Origin of the sequence: Pauljensenia sp. 27098_8_83 (assembly GCF_041432695.1) — a bacterium.
In the GTDB taxonomy this organism is placed as follows: domain Bacteria; phylum Actinomycetota; class Actinomycetes; order Actinomycetales; family Actinomycetaceae; genus Pauljensenia.
In genome coordinates this window covers 66539-85824 of record NZ_JAPWAD010000003.1, presented here as the reverse complement: position 1 = coordinate 85824, position 19286 = coordinate 66539, and the positions used below count along the sequence as shown (strand labels likewise).

Sequence of the window (19286 nt, the reverse complement as noted above, 5' to 3'; positions counted from 1 at the left end):
TCGCACAGTTAACGGGCGCGGGGAGGCTTCCATCTGAGAGAATAGACGTGCCCGCAGACTCTAGGAGACACTCGTGGAAAATAAAGCCCAGACCCTGTACCCGTCAAAGTCCTCCGGACGTCCTTCTAAGATCGCCATTATCGGCGCCGGTGCGGTTGGTACCGCTGTCGCGTATGCATGCGCGATGCGCGGCGATGCCCGCTCGATCGTCCTCCAGGACATCAATAAGGCGAAGGTGGAGGCCGAGGCCCTTGATATGGCTCACGGCATTCAGTTCACGCCCGCCGGCTCAATTGAGGGCTCCGACGACGTTGAGATCGTTCGTGGTTCCGACCTGATCATCGTGACTGCTGGCGCGAAGCAGCAGCCCGGACAGTCGCGCCTTGAGCTGGCCGGTTCGACCGTCAACCTTATGAAGAAGATCGTGCCGAACCTGCAGAACGTGGCCCCTGACGCCCGCTTCATGTTCGTCACGAACCCCGTTGACGTCGTCACCTACGTGGCGCTCAAGCTCACGGGACTGCCCCGCAACCAGGTCTTCGGTTCGGGCACGGTGCTCGACACCTCCCGCCTGCGCTACCTTGTCTCGCGCGAGACCGGCGTTGCCACCCAGAACATCCACGCGTACGTGGCGGGCGAGCACGGCGACTCCGAGGTCGCCCTGTGGTCCAGCGCTGAGATCGGCAACGTTCCGCTGTCGCAGTGGGGCCCGACCCTGTCCGGTGGTGTCTTCGACTCGGCTCTGCGCAACTCCATTGCACAGGAGGTCGTCCAGAGCGCCTACAAGATCATTGAGGGCAAGGGTGCGACGAACTACGCGATCGGCCTGTCTGCTGCGAATATCGCGGGTGCTGTCCTGCGTGACGAGCAGCGAGTCCTGACCATCTCGACCCTGCTTGAGGACTGGGAAGGTATCTCGGACGTCGTCATGGCCGCCCCGACCATCGTGGGCCGCGACGGTGCCGGACGAGTCCTCAACCCGCCGCTCACGCTCAACGAGCGCGATGGTCTGACTGCCTCGGCCGAGCGCCTGCGTCAGGTTGCCCGCGACCTGGGCTTCTGATCCTCACCGACAGATAGCGAGTGGCGCCACCCTCTTGGGTGGCGCCACTCTTTATTGCAGTGCGTCAGAGCGAACGAATGACGGTCACGACCTTGCCGAGGATGGTGGCCTCGTCGCCAGGAATGGGGGAGTAGTCCGGGTTGTGTGGGAGCAACCAGACGTGGCCACCCGTGACGGACAGTTCCTTGACTGTGGCCTCGCCGTCGATCATGGCGGCGACAAACTCTCCGTTGCGAGCCTCGTTCTGAGAACGGATGACGACGTAGTCGCCGTCGAAGATACCCGCATCGACCATGGACTCGCCGCTGACCTCGAGCATGAAGAGGTCGCCGTGCCCAGTCATGGACGTTGGAAGGTGGAACACATCCTCCACATGCTGCTCAGCAGTGATGGGGGTACCGGCGGCAATACGACCGACGAGCGGGATAGCGGTGCCTTCTTCCTCCACGTGGGAGACGGGCACTTCGATACGAATGACCTTTTCAGAGGGCTGTGAGGAGGGCGTGATGCCGAGCTCGTCGCGTGCACGATCCGTGAGGTCAAGGGCACGCGGCAGTCCGGGTTCGCGCACAAGGTACCCGTCGGCTTCAAGGGCGTCGAGGTGGTGTTTCACGGTCGACGGTGATGCCAATCCAACCGCGGATGCGATCTCGCGCACAGATGGGGGAAAGCCGCTTGATGCCAACTTTTCGTTGATAACACGCAGGATCGCGCGGTGGCGATCGCTGATCGGTCGCTCGGTCATGGGGTCTGCCTCTCCTGTGGGTGGACGCAGATGTGCATGGGTGGTCGTCCACTGGATACGTCAAGGATATGACGATCGCAGACGAAATGAAACATATGTTCGAGCGGGTCTCGACATTGTGTGGATTACATGCTATCGTACAGGTGTTCGACGAACAGATGTTCGATTAAGGTTTCTGGAGGTTCTCATGAGTGTTCCCGTTGTGAGGAAGGTTGCCGTCTCGTTCCCTGCGCGCCGCTCCCCGCTTCGTGTCATGGAGGAAGCGCCGCTCGCGACTGTTCGTGACATCTCTACGGCCCCCTCTGCACGTCGTCGTGTTGAGGCTCAGCGCATTGATGATCCCTCGTACCTGCGCGCGCCTGCTGCTCCTCGTCGTCGGACTCAGTCGTCGCGTCGCGGTTTGCTCGCTGGCGTGCTGGCGACGCTCGTCCTGTCGGTTGGCGCTGGTGCCCTCGGTCTGGCCATTCAGCCGGACGCATACGATGGTCCGACCGTCACGAAGGCTGTCGTCAGCGGTGACTCTGTGTGGTCGCTTGCCCAGGGCGTGAAGACGGACCGTCCGCTGGAGCAGGTCGTCGCCGACATTGAACGCATGAACGACGTGCGCGGTGCCCTGCAGCCTGGCCAGAGGATCATTGTCCCTGTTCGCTGACGGTGGCACGTGGGACTCCTGTGACAGACGGGTGTCTTTGCGTGTACCGTTGAAGGGTGCACTGCCCTTTCTGTCATAACCCGGATTCACGCGTCGTCGATACGCGCATCGCGGACGACGGCGCTTCGATTCGGCGTCGTCGTGAGTGCACCCACTGCAAGAAGCGTTTCACGACGCTTGAAACCTCGTCATTCCAGGTCGTCAAGCGCTCCGGGGTGGTCGAGTCCTTCTCCCGTAACAAGGTTGTATCGGGTGTGAAGAAGGCCTGCCAGGGTCGGCCTGTGTCGGATGACCAGCTCGCGATTCTTGCCCAGCAGGTGGAGGAGCAGCTGCGCTCGACGGGTGTTTCCAACGTGTCGACAGACGAGGTCGGAAAGGCGATCCTTCCGTTCCTACGCGATCTGGATGTCGTCGCATATCTGCGCTTCGCATCCGTCTATCGCCAGTTCGATAACCTCGACGATTTCGAACAGGCCATTCACGCGCTGCGGGAGCGCTCGCGCAGCGCCGCTCCCGGTGCTGACGCTCCCGAGACAGCGGAAGATGCCGTCCAGTGCGCGCCGGCCCCTGCGAAGAAGCCTCGTAAGGCGCGTTCTGCCCGCAAACGCTCCGTCGCGGCAGCGCCCACGCTGCTCGGAGACGACTGATTCTGATGTGCGAGTAGTGCCCGGCCCTCAACGAGGACCGGGCACTACTCGTCAGCATGGTGATGCCTGGTGATTAGCTCTCGGTTGTCTCCTGGTCGTCAGCCGTTGGTGCATCGTCTCCGGTAGTGGGGGTAGATCCCTGGGTGCCCGCGGACAATCCACGGACCCCCGCCACGGCCTCGGACACGGACTCACGCGCACCTGCCACCGCCTCGGCGACGGAATCGCGCGCTCCGGCCATGGCCTCGGAGGCGGTTTCACGCGCCTCTGCGACCCTTTCGGACATGGTTTCACGTGCCTCAGCCATGGCCTCGGACATTGCGCCGCGCGCTCCGGCGACGGCCTCGCGCGCCTCCGCGACGGCCTCGGAAGCGGCGCCGCGTGCCTCGGCAACCCTCTCGCTCATCGCTTCGCGTGCGCCTACGACGGCGTCGCGCGCGCCCGCAACAGCATCCGTGGCGGCCGCCTGAGCACCCAGGATTTGCTCGCGCACCTTCTTGCGCATGACCTTGCCCAGCTGCGAGCGAGGAAGCTCGGTCATGACGACAATCTGACGAGGGAGCGCGTAGTGGGCGAGTGATTTTTCCGCCCACTTGCGCAGGTCACCCAGCGTCACGGAGGCGCCGGCTTCGAGCACGACCGCTGCGACGACGTCCTCGCCGGACTCTCCGGCAGGTACGCCAACGGCTGCGACGTCGAGGATGCCGGGCATTGATCGCACGGCCTCTTCGACCTGGGAGGGATAGACGTTAAAGCCGGAGGAGTTGATCATCTCCTTGCGTCGGTCAGCCATGTAGATGAAGCCGTCACGTACCTGCACGAGGTCGCCGGTGCGTAGCCAGCCATCCGCCGTGAAGACTTCGGCGGTTTCCTCATCCTGGTTCCAGTATCCGGAGAACACTTGTGGGCCGCGTGCGATGAGCTCGCCGACCTCGCCATCGGCCACCTCGCGCGACGGGTTTTCGGGATCGACGATGCGGACCTGAGTGGAAGGGTAGGGAATGCCCAGGGCTCCGCGTGCGCGCGAGGAAGCGAGAGGAGAACCAAGGATGATTGGGGAAGCCTCGGTCATGCCGTAGCCTTCGATCATGAGGCCGCCGGTGGCTTGTTCCCACTGATCGGCAAGTGCAGCCGAGAGAGGCATGGCGCCTGACAGCGAGAAGCGGATCGACGACAGGTCGACGTTTGTGCCTTCGGCCGCCTTGAGGAGGCGCTCGTACATGGGGGGAACGCCGAGGAAGAACGTGCACGGCAGGCGGCGCTGAGCTGCCAGTACCAGCGCAGTGTCGAATTTGGGGAACATAGCGATCGTCGCACCCAAACGCAGGCCCGCCAGGAAGCCAATCGTGAAGCCGAAGGCATGGAAGAGGGGAAGGATACAGTAGAAGACCTCGGCCCCCTCGTGGAGGACCGGTACCCACGCGATCGATTCTTCGACATTGGCCATGAGGTTGGCGTGCGTGAGCGCGGCGGCCTTTGGGACGCCCGTCGTTCCACCCGTGTGGATAAGGAGAGCCACGTCATCCATGGCAGATGGGCAGCTTCCTTGCCAGGGGGTGGCTGAGCGCATTGCGCGCGTCCAGGAGCGTGCCCAGCCGGGACGCGGGCTTGCGAGCTGCTCGCGCTTCTCGCGTGCCGCCTTCACGGGCAGCTTCAGTGCCAGGCGCGAGGCCGTGGGCAGCGCCGTCGTCAGGTCCATGGAGAAGGTGGTGTGGCCGCGCCCGAGGAACGTGAGTTTCTCGAGGGTTTTGGACCACGCGATCGTCACGCGTGCGCCGTGACGAGCGTACTCGCTTTCCAGTTCGCCTGCGGGTGCCAGGGGATTGTGCTCGACGACGACCGCGCCGAGAAGCATCGTGCCGAGAACGGCGACGGCGTGCTGCGGGCAATTCGGCATGACGAGAGCAACCCTGTCGCCGGCGCGGACGCCAGCCTGGTGGAGAGCTCCGGCGCATCGACGCATCTCGTCGGCGAGCTCCGCGTACGTGAGCTGGCGCGCGAAAAAGTCGATGGCTGCGCGCTTCGGGTAGCGCGAGGCTACTTCCAGGACCATCTCGGGGATGGGCTGAGCGGGCGTTGCGATCTCGTAGGCGACGCCGGGCGCGTACAGGGCGCGCAGCTGCGACGTGAGGTCCATCTGTCCTCCTTTGGGAACGGTATACCTACGATACCGTAACCACGGCGTGCGTTGACCAGGTGGAAACGCGATGAACGCGACAGTTTTACAGCGGCGTCGCGATCAAACGGATGGTCTCGGGCAGGTGGCTCAGCTCCTCAAGTGCCTCGCGTCCCAGGCCCGCCGAAATGTCGGTGAGCACGTAGCCGACCTCGTCGAGGGTGGCGAGGATCTGGGCGTCGACGTTGGCCTCGGAGGACGCGAAAATCTGGTTGACGCGCGCCATGACGCCCGGAACGTTGCGGTGGATGAGGCGCACGCGGTAGCGCGAGCGCCTGCCCACGTTCATCGTCAGGTTCGGCAGGTTCACGCTCATGTCGGTGGAGCCGCTGACCTGGTATTCGCCGATCTTGGCGGCGACGAAACGACCGATATCGTACTGGGCTTCCTCCGTCGAGCCGCCGATGTGGGGCGTGAGGATGACGTTGTCGAGGGTTGCCAGGGGAGAGGTGAACGGGTCGCCGTTGGCGCGTGGTTCCTCCGGGAACACGTCAATGGCGGCACCGCCCAGGTGTCCGGAGACGAGCGCGGCGTGCAGCGCGTCGACGTCGACGACGTGGCCGCGCGACAGGTTGATGAAGAGGGCACCGGGCTTCATGAGTTCGAACTCGACGTGCCCGATGAGGTTCGTGTTGGACTCCTGGCCGTCCACGTGCACTGAAATAATGTCGGCTTCGCGCAGGACGGCTTCCATCGTCGGCATCTGCGTCGCATTACCGAGGGCGAGGCGCTCGGCGGCGTCGTAGAAGATGACGTTGAGGCCCATGGCCTCGGCGAGAACGGAAAGCTGGGTTCCGATATTCCCGTAGCCGATGATGCCGAGGGTGTGGCCGCGCACCTCGTGGGCGCCGTCTGAGCTCTTGTCCCACACGCCGCGGTGCAGGCGCGAATTCTTCACCGTGACGCGGCGCGAGAGGTCGATGATCTCGCCGATCGCGAGCTCGACGACGGAGCGCGTATTGGAGTAGGGCGCGTTAAAGACGGCGACGCCCATCTCGGTGGCCGTGGCCAGGTCGATTTGGTTCGTGCCGATGCAAAAGGCACCGATGGCTTTGAGCTCGGGGCGCGCACGCAGCACGCGCTCGGTGACTTCGGTCTTGGAACGCAAACCCAGGTAGTCCACGCCCTCGAGAGCCTCGATCAGGTCATCTTCGGACAGGGCACCCTTGATGCGCCTTACCTCAATGCCGAACTTGGCGAAAATATCGTCGGCGACGTCGTGCGGGTTTTCCAGGAGCAGTGCGCGTGTCATGCTCCCATCATCGCAGACACGGACGCGAAGCGGGACACGGTGTCAGGGTGTGGTTGCTCCTACCACTCTTCCATACCGGCGGGCAGAGGTGCGCTGTGGACGACGTGGACGTCGTGGGTGGCACGCGTGAGCGCCACGAAGAGGTCTCCGACGCCGTCGTTCATGACCTCGGCGGGTTCGACGAGGACGACAGTGTCGAATTCGAGGCCCTTGGAGGCAACGGCAGACAGGAGGGAGACACGCTCGGAGAGCGCAGTCTCGCCGGCCACGTCGGCTCCCCACGCTCGGGCGCGCTCGTTGCCGACAATGATGGCGATGCGGCCACGGGAGGTGCCCGCCTCGCGGTCGAGGCGCTCCTCGGCTTCGCGCTGGGCCTGGGCGACGGCGCACCATAGTGGGCTATTTTCCCGCGACGAGGCCGGAGCCTCCTCGGGTGCGTCCACGTGGGTGACGCGGTAGCAGTCCTCAACGTCGCGTACCGCAGTCATCGGGTACAGCACGGGCACGCCGGCGCGGGCGACCACGCCTTCAGCGAGGGTCGTGAGGGTCGCGGGCGTGCGGTACGAGACCGTCAGAGCGTACTCAGCTGCGAGGGCACGGGCTGCCGGGCCGAGAGCCTTCTCCCATGTGGGCGGACGCTTGTTACCACGCCGCTGGTCGAGGTCTCCCACGACCGTGAACGAACGGGAGGGGCAGCGGCGCAGCAGGGCACGCCATGCCATCGGAGAGAGCTCCTGCGCTTCGTCGACCACAATATGGCCGTATGCCCACGTCCGATCTTTCGCGGCGCGCTCGGACAGGGGCGTCCACGAATCCTGTCCCGTGACCTGGTCAGCGAGCATCTGCGCTGTCACGATGCCGCCGCCCAGGTTTTGCGCTTCGATCGCTTCGCGGGCGCGTGCAACCGCACCGTCATCCGTACCCCGCGACGTCGTGGAGGCGGTGGGCATGGGACCCAGAAGTTCTTCGCACTCGTCCAAGATCGGCACGTCCGACACCGTCCACGGTGCCGATCGCGGCCGCACGAGTGCAGCGAGTTCGTCGGGGCGCAGTGGCGAACCGGCCTTGCGGTTCGCCACTGCCAACACCTCCGGACGCGCATAGAGTCGACGCAGCAGCGTCCCCGCGCTCGTCGGCATCCACGCCGTGTTGATCGCGCGCCTACAATCCGCCGAATCGCGGATCTCGATGAGCCACGAGCGCTTCACTTCCGGATCGACGCCGCCCTCGGAATCGCCGTCCCCGGCCTCGCGCGCAAGACGGAGGGCCAACACATCCATGAGCTCGCGTGCAAAGGACTCGCGCGCCACGTTATGTGCGCGACCCGAGCGCTTCGCCCGGCGCCGCGCCGTCTCCACGTCGGAGCGCGAGAGCGTCACCTCGCGGTTCCATACGCGCAGCACCTGGTCGCCCTCGGGCAGCTTCGCCAGCGCCCGCACGGCCTCCTTGACGATTTTCGCCCACGCCGGAAGCCCCTTGATCCGCGCCACGGCCTCGTCGTCTTCGGTGCGAGCATGCACGCCCGGCACCAGGTCGCCCAGCGTTATGGACACGACACCCGTCTCGCCTAGGGAGGGGAGAACCTGCTCGATATAACGCAGGAACAGCCGCGACGGGCCGACGAGGAGGACACCCGAGCGTTCGAGGCGCTCACGGTGGGCATACAGGAGGTAGGCGATGCGGTGCAGCGCGACAGCTGTCTTACCGGTACCCGGGCCGCCCTGAACGACCATGAGGCCCTTGTCGGACGCGCGAATGATGCGGTCCTGCTCCGACTGGATGGTGGCGACGATGTCGCCCATACGGCCGTCGCGGGCTTCGCTCAGGGCGTGCATGAGCGCGCCCTCGCCCTGGAGCTCCAGCCCCGATGCGTGGGATGCGTCCAACAGTTCGTCCTCCAGGCCGGTCACTCGGCGGTCACGCGTCGAAATATGGCGGCGCCGAACGACACCGTCCGGCTCAGCCGACGTGGCCTGGTAGAAGGGGCGTGCGGCCGGAGCGCGCCAGTCCACGAGGAGGGGAGTGCCGTCCTCCTGCGACAGGGACAGGCGACCCACGTGACGCACCGAGCGATCCACCATGTCGAGACGGCCGAAGACGAGGCGCTCTTCCACGCCTTCGAGGCGGGCGGCCATTTCACCCAGGTGCGCGGACAGGGCCTCGCGTTCAGTCCAGCCCTGCGCATTTCCGACACCGTGCGTGGCGTGGACGCGACCCTGGCGCTCGCGGTAGGAGGCCCGCAATGCGTCCAGGCGCTCATACGCGCGGTCGACGAAATCCTGTTCGGGCAGTGGAAGGTCGGTCGACGACTCATCATGAGTGTTCGTGGCCATGGCTCCTCCTCGATTCTGTGGCCCTCTATTGTCCCCTACTTTTGCTTTCGGCGCTTCCAGTACGTCGGGCGTGTGCGCACTTCGCCCCAAGCTCAAAAACGGCTCCCGAGTGACGAGGCGGGGGCGACGCGGGTACGTTAGACACGAGGTAGAAGCATAAGCATGAGGAGGAGACGTGAGTATGAAGGCCACTGACCTGTATGCCGACGGTCCCGCCGCGGGTGCGAAGGCGAAGATTCTCCTCATCCACTTCGATGGGGCGATTGACGCTGGCGCCGCTGGGCGCATGGCGATTGGCCAGCTGCTGCGTTCCCTGCACAACGAGCGGGTCGCCACGTTCGACGCCGATACCCTCGTGGACTACCGTTCCCATCGGCCCATTGTGACCGTCGACAACTGGGTGCCCTCCCCGGACATGGTGATGCCCGAAACCGTTCTCGACCTCGTCGAAGACGACATGGGGAACCCGATCCTGGTCCTGCACGGTGCCGAACCCGACGCCCACTGGGAGTCGTTTACCGCCGCGATCCGAGAGATCTGCGAACGCGCGGGCGTGGAAATTACCTTCTCATTGCACGGCGTCCCCTCGGGGGTTCCGCACACGCGTCCCACGCCCGTCCACGTGCAGGCGACCGACGAGTCGCTGTTGCCCCCGGGGGCTGGCGCGATCTCGAATCACATGCAGTTCCCCTCGCCGCTGTCCACGTTCATGCAGATTCGTATGGGACAGCAGGGGATCGGTGGGCTCGCGCTCCTCGGCGCGGTTCCGTACTACATGGCGGACACTGGTTACCCGGCCGCGTCCTCTGCTCTGTTGACCTCATTCGCCAAGTTCGCGGACCTTTCACTGCCCGTCGGTGACCTCGAGCAAGGTGCTGCGCAGGATCAGGAGAACATCGCCAAGCTCGTCGAGGGCAATCCGGAGATTTCGCATACGGTGTCCGCTCTTGAGGAGCACTTTGATGCGTGGACCGGCGGAACGGGTGCGATCCCGCTGCCCGGAATGGGGCAGCCTCCGATGACCAGTGGCGACGAGAAGGCCTCGAAGGATATCGGCGATGTGATCGAGGCCTACCTCGCGCAGGTCTCCCGTGCCCAGGACGAGGAGATCGAGTCGGTTCAGCGGGCACCGCGCACCGAGGAGTCCGCCGAACCCGCCAAGCCCGACACCGTTGAGGATGTCCTCGCCCGCGTCGAGGCACGCCGCAGGGGGCAGGGACCCGGCCCCTCGTCGCCGCGCCACCGCGCCTGAGGGAGATGCGTGGGCGGCTAGTCTGAGCTCATGCCCTGAAGCCGGTGTATCCGCCTGCGCGCCACGGCCTCGTTAGTCCGCCTGAGGGTATCCGATCTGCGCGTCCGTGAGCGCTGGCGTTCCAGCCACCCATCGCTCCAAGTCCCGCGGCCGCGTAATGCGGGCGGGCAATGCCAGCATACGCAGCGCGCGATCGATCTCGTCCACGTCAACGACGCCATCCGCGCAGGCCAGGGCGACAACGTTACCGCGTCTGCCGCCTCGTCCCACCTTCGGATCCTGAATGGACGCGACGAAGGGGAAGACCTCGCACAGGGCGGCTACGTCCTGACGGGCATTAGCAGCGCCACCATGCGCGCAGTTCACCAGGTACACACCCCGGGCCGTCAGCGCCGCGCGTACCCGCTGCGCGCACTCCACGGTGCGCAGATGATCGGGAGTCACCCCGGACGCGAACGCGTCGCGCACAATCACATCGACACTTCCCTCGCGCGTCCCGTCGAGGACCACGCGCCCATCGCCCACTCGGATCTTGACCTGGGGTGACTTCGGGATCGGGAAGTGCTCACGTACCTGCTCAGCGAGGAGACGATCAACCTCGACGGCCACGTGACGGGACTGCGGGTGTGACGCCGCCCATGCGCAGGCGAGCGCGCACGCCGCACCACCCACATGCAGCGCGCGAAAACGATCCTGAGCGCCCCACAGGGAAGACACGACAGCGTTCATGTGCTGCATGTACTCGAACTCCAGGTAGGTGGGGTCCGACGTGTCAACCGCGGATGATTCGACGTCACCCAGGAAGAGCGTCGCACGCGGCCCATCCCACCGGATACGCGCCGAGCCGAAATCCGTATCGAAAGAGATGTCGCGTGACGAAGATGAGCGTGCCATGGTGGACACTGTAACCACGAAGACCACACACGGGCACAGGAGGTGACATGTCAAACGCTCCCAGGGATACGCGCGCGAAGCGCGACTGGGGATCGGATGACTCAGCCACCCCGATCCTTCACGTCGACATGGACTCCTTCTTCGCTCAGGTCGAAATGCGCGAGGATCCGAGCCTCGTCGGGCGTCCCATCATCGTTGGGGGGACCTCGGGGCGTGGCGTCGTCACCTCCGCCACCTACGAGGCCCGAGCCCTGGGCGTACGCGCCGGCATGCCGACATCGCGTGCCCGAGCCCTGTGCCCGCACGCGGCGTTCGTCCCCGGCAGTCACGGCCTGTACCGCCGATACTCTCAGGAGGTCATGGGGATCCTCGCGACGATTACGCCCGCGCTCGAACAGGTCTCCATCGACGAGGCATTTCTCGACGTGTCCGGCGCGAGGCGTCGCCTCGGATCACCCCTGACAATCGCGACCCTCATCCGCTCAAGAATCCGCGAGAGCGTCGGGCTGCCTGCATCCGTCGGCATCGCATCCACGAAATCGGTCGCAAAGATTGCCTCCTCGCACGCCAAACCCGACGGGCTTCTTCTCATTCCCCACGATGCCACGGTCTCGTTCCTCCACGGACTGCCGGTGGGAGCGCTGTGGGGAGTGGGCGGTCGGACCGCGGCCGTTCTCGATCGCGAAGGCATCGACACGATCGGCGACCTCGCGCACGCGCCTATCGCGCGCCTGACGAAGCTCCTCGGAGTCGCCGCAGCCCACCACCTGCACGACCTCGCGTGGGGGATTGATCCGCGGGCCGTGAGCCCCGCGCGCGCCGAAAAATCGGTCGGCATGGAACGCACCTTCGAGGAGGACGTGCGCTCGCGGGTTCAGATTGAGGAATTCATCCTGGCGGCCTCTCACGATTGCGCGCGCCGACTGCGAGCAGGCGGGGTCGTTGGGTGGACCGTCGGGATTAAGATGCGCGGCGCTGACTTTCATACGATCACGCGCAGCGTGAGCCTCGTGGCGCCCACGGACACGGGGCGAGACATCGCCAAGGCCGCGCGCGAGCTCTTTTTGCGTGAGGCCATGCCGATCGGCGGGGTGCGCCTCTTCGGTGTGCGCGTGGAGGGTCTGCAGGCGCGCTCCGGGGGAGTGGCGGTCACGTTGGATCGCGATGAGCGCCCTGCCGCGTCCGAGCGTGCGATGGATCAGATCCGCACGAAGTTTGGTGCCGGTGCACTGGCGCCTGCGACGCTGATCGGGAAGAAAACACCCGATCGGCGTTCCTTCGGGGCGGATACGGGCGAGGCAGCTCCCGCTCAGGCCCCGCCCGATCAACGAGGCCGGGGTAGGCAAGGGTTGGATGGTGGCGGCAGCGAGGCGCGCCAGGGGACCCTCCTGTAAGGCCAGTTCGTCTCTGACATACCGGACGCGCTAAGCTGTTGGTACTACCCATGTGAAAGGGGCACCCAATGGCTCTCACCGAGTATGAGAAGAAGATCCTCGAGCAGATGGAAGCATCTTTGCGCGAGGAAGATCCGGCGTTGGCCTCGCAGATGTCCGCTCCCGTCTCCGAAGAGCCTGAGTCGAAGGCGGCTGAAGGTCCTCGCGCTCCTCGCCGTATTGCCCTTGGCCTGACGGGTGCTGTCCTGGGCATGATTGTGCTGGTTGCTGCTGTGTCCCTGGGGTACTCCGTCGTGTCGATTCTCCTGGGGGTCGTCGGTTTCGCTGTGACGGTCGCCGGAGTGCTCTACGCGTTCTCGAGGCCTTCTGCTCAGGGGCGAGGCGCAGATGAGTCCCGCTCGGCGAAGAAGAATAAGGGCGGCGGCTGGGATTCTTTCATCCAGGATCAGGAGCGACGCTGGGATAACCGCAAGGACGACGACTGACGTCGTCGATCCAAGACTGCCCGGGGCGGGGCGCGCCGGGGATCCGGCGCGCCCCGCCCCTCTGTGCATCGCATGCGCGACACGCTATGAATGTGGGTTCGCAGCGAAAGAGCGTGCGGGGTTGTTGCCGCGCAGCGTGTTTAGTGGCCTTGTTTTTCTTCCCAGGTGTCGGTGTTTGAGACGGTGAGGTGGTCGAGGGGGAAGGGGCCGGTCGTTTCCGTTGTGGTGACGAGGCCGTTGATGGTTTGGGTTTCTCCGGTGAAGGGGTTGGTGGCCGTGCCGCTCCACGTGGTGGTCAGGGTGATGGTGCGGGTGGCGTCGGGGTAGGGGCCGTCGAAGCGTGAGCGCCACCCGTTGGGCGGCGTGTAGTAGTGGCGGATGAGCCTAGGGTCCTTGTTCAGGTCCATGCCCTTCTCGTATGGCATTCCCTGGTAGGCGGTGACGGTGCTCGGGGTGCCGTCGCCCCAGTCCCATTCGTAGTTGGTGGCCGTCAAGGTGATGGTGATGTCGTGGCCCAGCAGGTTGATCGTGTGGGTCTGTGTGGGGTGGGTGGCTGCCACGATCGTGGGAATGTACTTGTTCGTGAACGACACCTTCGACGGCCGCTTATGCAAACCCGCACCGTCAGCGTGGATCGTCGTGGCTGCGTAGTACAGAATCTCGCGCGTGGTTGGCGTCCACCCCGATTCACCAGTTTTGGGGAAGACAGGACGACATGCATATAGTGCGGTACTTCCGTCTGACTGAATGCCCTCGTGTCCTTTTCCGTCACAATTTCTATCTGCCATGGCAGTCACTGCATCAGGACTCGCAATGGCAGAATTTGATTGCCGAATTGTGTCATCAGTAGGTGTCTCGTTACTAGGCTGAGTACTTCCGCTATATTGTCTGATGCCTTGCTTAAGGAGAAAATCAATGGCGTCATCGTGGGCATCTGTGTCATAGAAGGGAGGGGGAGTAACTTCCTCCGCGTGCGCTGTGTGCGCACCGACTGTAAACAGGAGTGGAGCGATAGTTGCCGATATGATAAATTGAAAGAATTTCTCACGCATTTGTCTTTTCCATTCCCGCCTGGGTTACAACCCATTGGTCATTATTCCATGTCATCACTAGTGCAAAAATGGAATGGTATTGCTGATCGTGAACATAAATGTTCTTATTCTGGCAAATCGTTCCATCCGACGAGTTGATAGCTAACACAACTGTCACTGTGCCAGGTACATTCTCGTCACCTGCTAATTCCGTGGGCTCAAGCTTGAGAACGTGCTCCACGACGGAACTATTGTTAAATACCCATCCATCACCGTAGATATCGCTGATCCTCTGCGTAACCTCATGTGCGAACTTTGAGTCACTATCAGACATATCTACCAGTGGCCGTGTATCTCCTGTATTCCACGCATAAACCATGAGCGCGAGGTAGTGTTCTGCGGCTGCTTCTGCTCCTCGTTCGGTATTCTCCTTGGCTTCCTCAGGTAACTCAGGCTTGGTGTAGGTGTCTGCGGCATATTGGGCGGGGCGCACGAGGATGCCGTCGGGGCCGATCTGGTAGCCGCCCGACATTGCGGCCTCGCTCGACAGTGATGGTGCGGGCGTGGGCTGAGCCGCGGGGGCTGTGGCTGCGACGCTGGGTTTTTCGCCCCAGGCCCTCCACCAGCCTTCGGCGACCCCGTTGATGTAGACGGCGAAGACGGCTCCTGCGGCGAGGCACACGTAGACCACGCGCATCGTCCAATAGAACGGCTCGACGTGCAGCCACGCCTGGGCGCGCTCTCGCATACCCGAGGGACGCGCGCGGGTGTCCCGGTGCTCAGCACCAGCCTCGAAGCCCGCGTCCCGCGGTGCGGCGTCGTGCCGCAGCTGGTCCTCGTCCTCGGTGTCGAGGTGGTCGAATAATGGTGGAACCGTCATGGCGTTGTACTCCTCCACGGTGAGGTGCCCTGCAGCGTACCCCCGTCCTTGGAGGTGCGCCCTACTGTTTCAGGGTACGCGCAGAACCAGCACGAAACACTAAGAATGCTGCGCAACCATCACGCACATCCTCCCACCCATATCCCCACAACCGCACGAACGTGCATGCGAGCTGGGGGTGGAGCTGCCCAGTATGTGGTTGATGCGATTGGTGAGCGTTTCGGAACGACCGGAAGCGATCTGAATGATGGTTTCGCGCAACTCTACGGAGATCCTTGGGAGGCTCTGCGGTTCTCCCCGCCCTGCTCCTCGGGCGCTCTCCACCCTCCTCCCCGGGGTTCCCCACCGTCCTCCCTACGCCCCTCCCTGGGATTCCCCACCCTGCTCCCCACGGCCCTCCCCGGCGTTCCCCACCTTCCTCCCTACGCCCCTCCCTGGCGTTCCCCACCCTCCTCCCCACGGTGCTCCACTGGGTGTTGCTTGTTGCCGCCCCCTTCGTTTCAAGTGCTCGATAAGCGTTGAAATTCCACTGAAAATGCGTGGGAGACTCAGGTGGTTGGCTCGCGGTGTGGGCAGTGGGTGGGAGCGTATGGCTCCGGATGTGTGCAAGATTTCCCCCACTTTTCTCCACTCGATATTTTCCTTGAAAAGAAGCCGTTTGACGCCTCTGTTTTTTACGCCACGCCGGAAGTTCCTGTGTAAACATGGGGTGTGGTGGGTTAAAGTGGGGGAAAGTTCCGAACAGGGGAGGGCGGTGACATGTTCCTCGGTACGTACGAGCCCAAGCTCGACGACAAGGGCCGCATGTTTCTGCCCGCGCGCTTTCGCGAGGACATGGAGGGCGGCATCGTCCTCACTCGCGGTCAAGAGCACTGCATCTATGCGTTCCCTGCCGCGGAATTCGAGAGCATGACCGCGGAACTGCGCCGCGCGCCCCTGTCGTCCAAGCAGGCGCGTGACTGGATCCGCGTGATGCTCTCGGGAGCCTACAAGGAGATCCCGGACAAGCAGGGGCGCATCAGTGTTCCCGCGGACTTGCGTGCATACGCCGGTCTGGGTCGCGAACTCGCCGTCATCGGTGCGGGGTCGCGAGCTGAAATCTGGGATGCCTCGGCCTGGCGCGAGTACCTCGCCGTCCAGGAAGAGGTCTTCTCCAATACTGCAGAAGAGATCATCCCCGGGATGTTCTGACCCGTGCTCTCAGGTCTCCGCCCGCTGTTCCGACATCACTTCCCCGGTGGCGGAGCACGGTGGGGGACCTGGAAGCACGGATTGAACACCCAGAACGCGACAGTCGGCACACGAAAGGAGGCGCGACATGGTGGACACATCGCAGGCGGTGCACGATTCGTCGCGCCCCGCAAGCGAGCGACACGTACCTGTGCTCCTCGCCGAGTGCCTCGACATGCTGGCTCCCGCGATTGAGCACCCCGGCGCGGTCCTCGTGGATGGCACGCTGGGCATGGGTGGTCACACGGAAGGGGCGCTTGAGCGCTTCGAGGATCTGACGGTTATTGGTATTGATCGAGACCCTCAGGCGATTGACCTTGCGTCCGAGCGCCTCGAGCGTTTCGGGACACGCTTCCGTGCGGTCCACACCACCTACGACAACATCGACGAGGCGGTGACACGCCAGCTGGGGCAGGAAGCGCGCGTCGACGGCGTCCTCATGGACCTGGGAGTGTCCTCCCTGCAGCTGGACGAGGCTGAGCGCGGGTTCGCGTACTCCAAAGATGCGCCGCTCGACATGCGAATGGATTCGACCACCGGACCGAGCGCCGCTGATCTGCTCGCCACGGCCTCGGAAGGTGAACTGATCCGGATCCTGCGCACGTACGGCGAAGAGAAATTCGCGCCGCGTATCGCCCGGCTCATCATCCGACGCCGCGACACCGCGCCCATCACCCGCACTGGTGAACTCGTGGACATCATCCGTGAGGCTATCCCGGCCCCCGCGCGGCGTACCGGCGGCAACCCGGCGAAGCGTACGTTCCAGGCGCTGCGTGTGGCTGTCAATGACGAGCTGACAATCTTAGAACGCGCTCTGCCGAGAGCCCTCGCCAGCTTGAGGGTGGGCGGGCGCCTGGTGGTGGAGTCCTACCAGAGTCTCGAGGATCGGATAGTCAAGGACGTGCTGCGTCGCGGGTCGACCAGCAGTGCTCCACCCGGTCTGCCGATCATCCCTGACGAGATGGCTCCCAGCCTGCGTCTGCTGACAAAGGGCGCGAATAGGGCCGACCAGGCCGAACAAGATCACAACCCCCGATCCGCTTCCGTGCGACTGCGCGGCGCGGAGCTCATCCGCGAATGGAAGGACCTCTCATGAGTGCAGCAACCGCGAAGGCACGTCCCGCAGCGCGCCCCGAACTGCGCCGCGAGGAGGCCCACGAGCTGCGTATCGTCGAGGGCACCCGTCCTCGCCGCTCGGTTGCAGCGATCCTTATTCTCTTCGTCGCCGTCGCGCTGGCATCCGTCGTGACGTCGATGGTCCTCAACACGCGCATGGCCCAGACCTCGTTCGAGATCCGTGAGCAGCAGCTGGTTCTCAATGAGCTTGAGGCGCAGTCGTGGACGATGCGAGCGGAACTGGATCGTAAGGTCTCGCCGACGGAGCTCGAGAAGGCCGCGAAGGCGAACGGCATGGTGCCCGCGGGCAAGTCGGGCTTTATTACCCTCGAAACCGGCAGCGTCGAGGCTGGGACTCCCGCGAAGTAACTCGGAAGGCGAGTACCTATGGATACCGTCATCACGCGTTCGCGATGGATCGTGGGCATCCTCGTTGGTGCCCTGTGTATCTGTGGCGTGCGTCTGGTTCAGCTGCAGATTATCGAGGGACCATCATTGGCGGCCCAGGGGCAGCGCGTGCGTACCTCTTCGACGGAGGTCGCCGCTGCGCGTGGCACGATTACCGATGCCACGGGTGTCGTCCTGGCGAACTCCATCCAGACGTACGACATCGCGGTGAACCAGGTGAATATCCGTTCTTTCGTCCACCGTGATGATGATGGTAACGAGGTCGGCCGTGGGCCCGCGGAGGCCGCGCGCCTTCTGGCCCCCATCCTCGGCATGAATGAGGCGGAGCTCGGCGGCATGATGCTGGGCGATTCCACCTACGTGTACATCAAGCGCAACGTGGATGCCGTGTCCTACCGTGAGATTCGCAAGCTCGATATTTACGGGATCGAGTGGGAGTCTGTCTTCGAGCGTGAGTACCCCAATGGCAATGTCGCTGCGCCCGTCATTGGGACGGTCAACGCCGAGGGACAGGGGTCTTCGGGCATGGAGGCGCAGTTCGACGCACTGCTGACGGGTACCCCGGGCGCACAAGCCTTCGAGATCGCGCCTAACGGTGCCGTGATGCCGGGCGGTAAAAGGACCACTGTTGAGCCGAAGAACGGCGGCAATGTGGAGCTTACGCTCCACGCTGACCTGCAACATCAGGTCCAGGAACTGCTCGACGCGCGAGTCACGAATCACCAGGCCGACTGGGGTGCCGTCGTCATCGAGGACGTGGCGACAGGTCATGTGCTGGTGATGGCGGATTCGAACTCCAAGGAGCCCGACAACGCGAACCCTCAGAAGGTGCACGCGGTTCAGGACGCATTCGAGCCCGGCTCGGTGGGCAAGCTCGTGACCGTGGGGGCGGCCCTCAATCAGGGGACGATCACGCCGACGAGTGTCTTCCAGGTGCCCTACGCGCTGGATCTTCCCGACGCGGGTGGTCCTATCACCGACTTCCACGAGCATGGCGGCGAGACCCTGACGGCGACGGGCATTCTGGCGGAGTCGTCGAACACGGGTACTGTCCTAATCGGCCAGACGATGAGCGACGACCAGCGTTACGCGATGATGCGCGCTCTTGGGTTTGGTGAGGAGACGGGCGTCGAGCTGCCCGGCGAGTCCGCCGGTCTACTGCGCAGTGCGGATCAGTGGCAGGGCCGTGACCGCTACGTGACGATGTTCGGTCAAGCGTACGCGATTACCGCGATGCAGGAGGCCTCGGCGCTCGCCACGATCGCGAACGGGGGAGTGCGCATCGCGCCTCACATCGTGAAGTCGTGGACGAACGCGGATGGAACAGTTGAGGTGCCACAGGGTAGTCAGCCTGTCCAGGCCATGGATGCGTCGGCGGCCTCGCAGCTGGTCACGATGATGGAGTCCGTCGTCGAGGACGATCTGGGTACCGCTGGTGCCGCGAAGGTGCCCGGCTACCGCGTGGGTGTGAAGACCGGCACCGCTGAGACGATCATCGATGGTGCGTCCGGCCTCGTCTCCACGACTGCCGGCATTATTCCCGCGGATGCGCCGCGCCTCGCGATCGCCGTCGTGCTGTACAACCCGAGGGTGGCGTCGGTCTCATCTGATTCCTCGGCACCGCTTTTTGGCGACATTGCGCGCACCGCTGTCGGCAACCTGGGTATCCCCGCCTCCACGTCGTCCGCTAACCTGTATCCGACGACGCCGTGAGTCTGAAGGAGTAGA

The 19286-nt window shown here is 64.2% G+C and carries 17 protein-coding genes; 10 read left to right on the top strand and 7 right to left on the bottom strand.

Going from position 1 to position 19286, the window contains the following annotated elements; translation table 11 throughout:
- The first annotated feature begins 73 nt into the window (after positions 1-73).
- Positions 74-1063 (top strand): L-lactate dehydrogenase, encoded by a 990-nt coding sequence (locus tag O3656_RS02370; RefSeq protein ID WP_500062452.1) that lies wholly within the window; start codon positions 74-76, stop codon positions 1061-1063.
- Positions 1064-1127: 64 nt separating this feature from the next.
- On the opposite strand, the gene lexA is transcribed toward O3656_RS02370, so the two are convergent.
- The gene (gene lexA / locus O3656_RS02365; RefSeq protein WP_500062451.1) at positions 1128-1808 is read right to left on the bottom strand and encodes a transcriptional repressor LexA; all 681 of its coding nucleotides are present in this window, start codon (positions 1806-1808) and stop codon (positions 1128-1130) included.
- A 187-nt stretch (positions 1809-1995) separates the two neighbouring features.
- On the opposite strand from lexA, the gene O3656_RS02360 reads away from it, so the two are divergent.
- Both O3656_RS02360 and nrdR read left to right on the top strand, forming a co-directional pair.
- A complete protein-coding gene (locus O3656_RS02360; protein ID WP_500062450.1) occupies positions 1996-2460 on the top strand; it encodes a LysM peptidoglycan-binding domain-containing protein in 465 nt (154 codons plus the stop codon).
- A 56-nt stretch (positions 2461-2516) separates the two neighbouring features.
- Positions 2517-3107: a transcriptional regulator NrdR gene (nrdR, locus tag O3656_RS02355; protein ID WP_500062449.1), complete on the top strand. Its 591-nt coding sequence runs from the start codon at positions 2517-2519 to the stop codon at positions 3105-3107.
- Positions 3108-3180: 73 nt separating this feature from the next.
- Here nrdR and O3656_RS02350 read toward each other — a convergent pair whose 3' ends face one another.
- The 3 genes from O3656_RS02350 to O3656_RS02340 form a co-directional block, all read right to left on the bottom strand.
- Complete coding sequence (locus O3656_RS02350; RefSeq protein ID WP_500062448.1) at positions 3181-5244, bottom strand: AMP-binding protein; 2064 nt, start codon at positions 5242-5244, stop codon at positions 3181-3183.
- Positions 5245-5329: 85 nt separating this feature from the next.
- The gene (serA, locus tag O3656_RS02345) at positions 5330-6535 is read right to left on the bottom strand and encodes a phosphoglycerate dehydrogenase (protein ID WP_500062447.1); all 1206 of its coding nucleotides are present in this window, start codon (positions 6533-6535) and stop codon (positions 5330-5332) included.
- A gap of 59 nt (positions 6536-6594) precedes the next feature.
- Positions 6595-8868 (bottom strand): HelD family protein, encoded by a 2274-nt coding sequence (locus O3656_RS02340; protein WP_500062446.1) that lies wholly within the window; start codon positions 8866-8868, stop codon positions 6595-6597.
- Between the two features lie 175 nt (positions 8869-9043).
- Here O3656_RS02340 and O3656_RS02335 point away from each other — a divergent pair, with 175 nt between their 5' ends.
- A complete protein-coding gene (locus tag O3656_RS02335; RefSeq protein WP_500062445.1) occupies positions 9044-10120 on the top strand; it encodes a PAC2 family protein in 1077 nt (358 codons plus the stop codon).
- Positions 10121-10192: 72 nt separating this feature from the next.
- Here the strand turns inward: O3656_RS02335 and O3656_RS02330 are convergent, their stop codons facing one another.
- A complete protein-coding gene (locus O3656_RS02330) occupies positions 10193-11014 on the bottom strand; it encodes a spermidine synthase (protein WP_500062444.1) in 822 nt (273 codons plus the stop codon).
- A 47-nt stretch (positions 11015-11061) separates the two neighbouring features.
- Here O3656_RS02330 and dinB point away from each other — a divergent pair, with 47 nt between their 5' ends.
- Both dinB and O3656_RS02320 read left to right on the top strand, forming a co-directional pair.
- On the top strand, positions 11062-12408 hold the full coding sequence (gene dinB / locus O3656_RS02325; RefSeq protein WP_500062443.1) for a DNA polymerase IV: 1347 nt from the start codon (positions 11062-11064) through the stop codon (positions 12406-12408).
- A gap of 68 nt (positions 12409-12476) precedes the next feature.
- Complete coding sequence (locus O3656_RS02320) at positions 12477-12893, top strand: DUF3040 domain-containing protein (protein WP_500062442.1); 417 nt, start codon at positions 12477-12479, stop codon at positions 12891-12893.
- A 140-nt stretch (positions 12894-13033) separates the two neighbouring features.
- On the opposite strand, the gene O3656_RS02315 is transcribed toward O3656_RS02320, so the two are convergent.
- Positions 13034-13507, bottom strand: a complete 474-nt coding sequence (locus tag O3656_RS02315; RefSeq protein WP_500062441.1) for a hypothetical protein — start codon at positions 13505-13507, stop codon at positions 13034-13036.
- Between the two features lie 430 nt (positions 13508-13937).
- Positions 13938-14804, bottom strand: a complete 867-nt coding sequence (locus O3656_RS02310; protein WP_500062440.1) for a DUF6318 family protein — start codon at positions 14802-14804, stop codon at positions 13938-13940.
- 759 nt (positions 14805-15563) lie between these two features.
- Between O3656_RS02310 and mraZ the strand changes: the two genes are divergently transcribed.
- From mraZ to O3656_RS02290, 4 genes are all read left to right on the top strand, one after another.
- On the top strand, positions 15564-15995 hold the full coding sequence (gene mraZ / locus O3656_RS02305) for a division/cell wall cluster transcriptional repressor MraZ (RefSeq protein WP_500062439.1): 432 nt from the start codon (positions 15564-15566) through the stop codon (positions 15993-15995).
- Between the two features lie 127 nt (positions 15996-16122).
- Complete coding sequence (gene rsmH / locus O3656_RS02300) at positions 16123-17130, top strand: 16S rRNA (cytosine(1402)-N(4))-methyltransferase RsmH (protein ID WP_500062438.1); 1008 nt, start codon at positions 16123-16125, stop codon at positions 17128-17130.
- The gene (gene ftsL, locus O3656_RS02295) at positions 17127-17519 is read left to right on the top strand and encodes a cell division protein FtsL (RefSeq protein ID WP_500062437.1); all 393 of its coding nucleotides are present in this window, start codon (positions 17127-17129) and stop codon (positions 17517-17519) included. Before rsmH ends, ftsL begins: the two co-directional genes overlap by 4 nt.
- An 18-nt stretch (positions 17520-17537) precedes the next feature.
- A complete protein-coding gene (locus O3656_RS02290; protein ID WP_500062436.1) occupies positions 17538-19271 on the top strand; it encodes a peptidoglycan D,D-transpeptidase FtsI family protein in 1734 nt (577 codons plus the stop codon).
- Positions 19272-19286 lie beyond the last annotated feature (15 nt).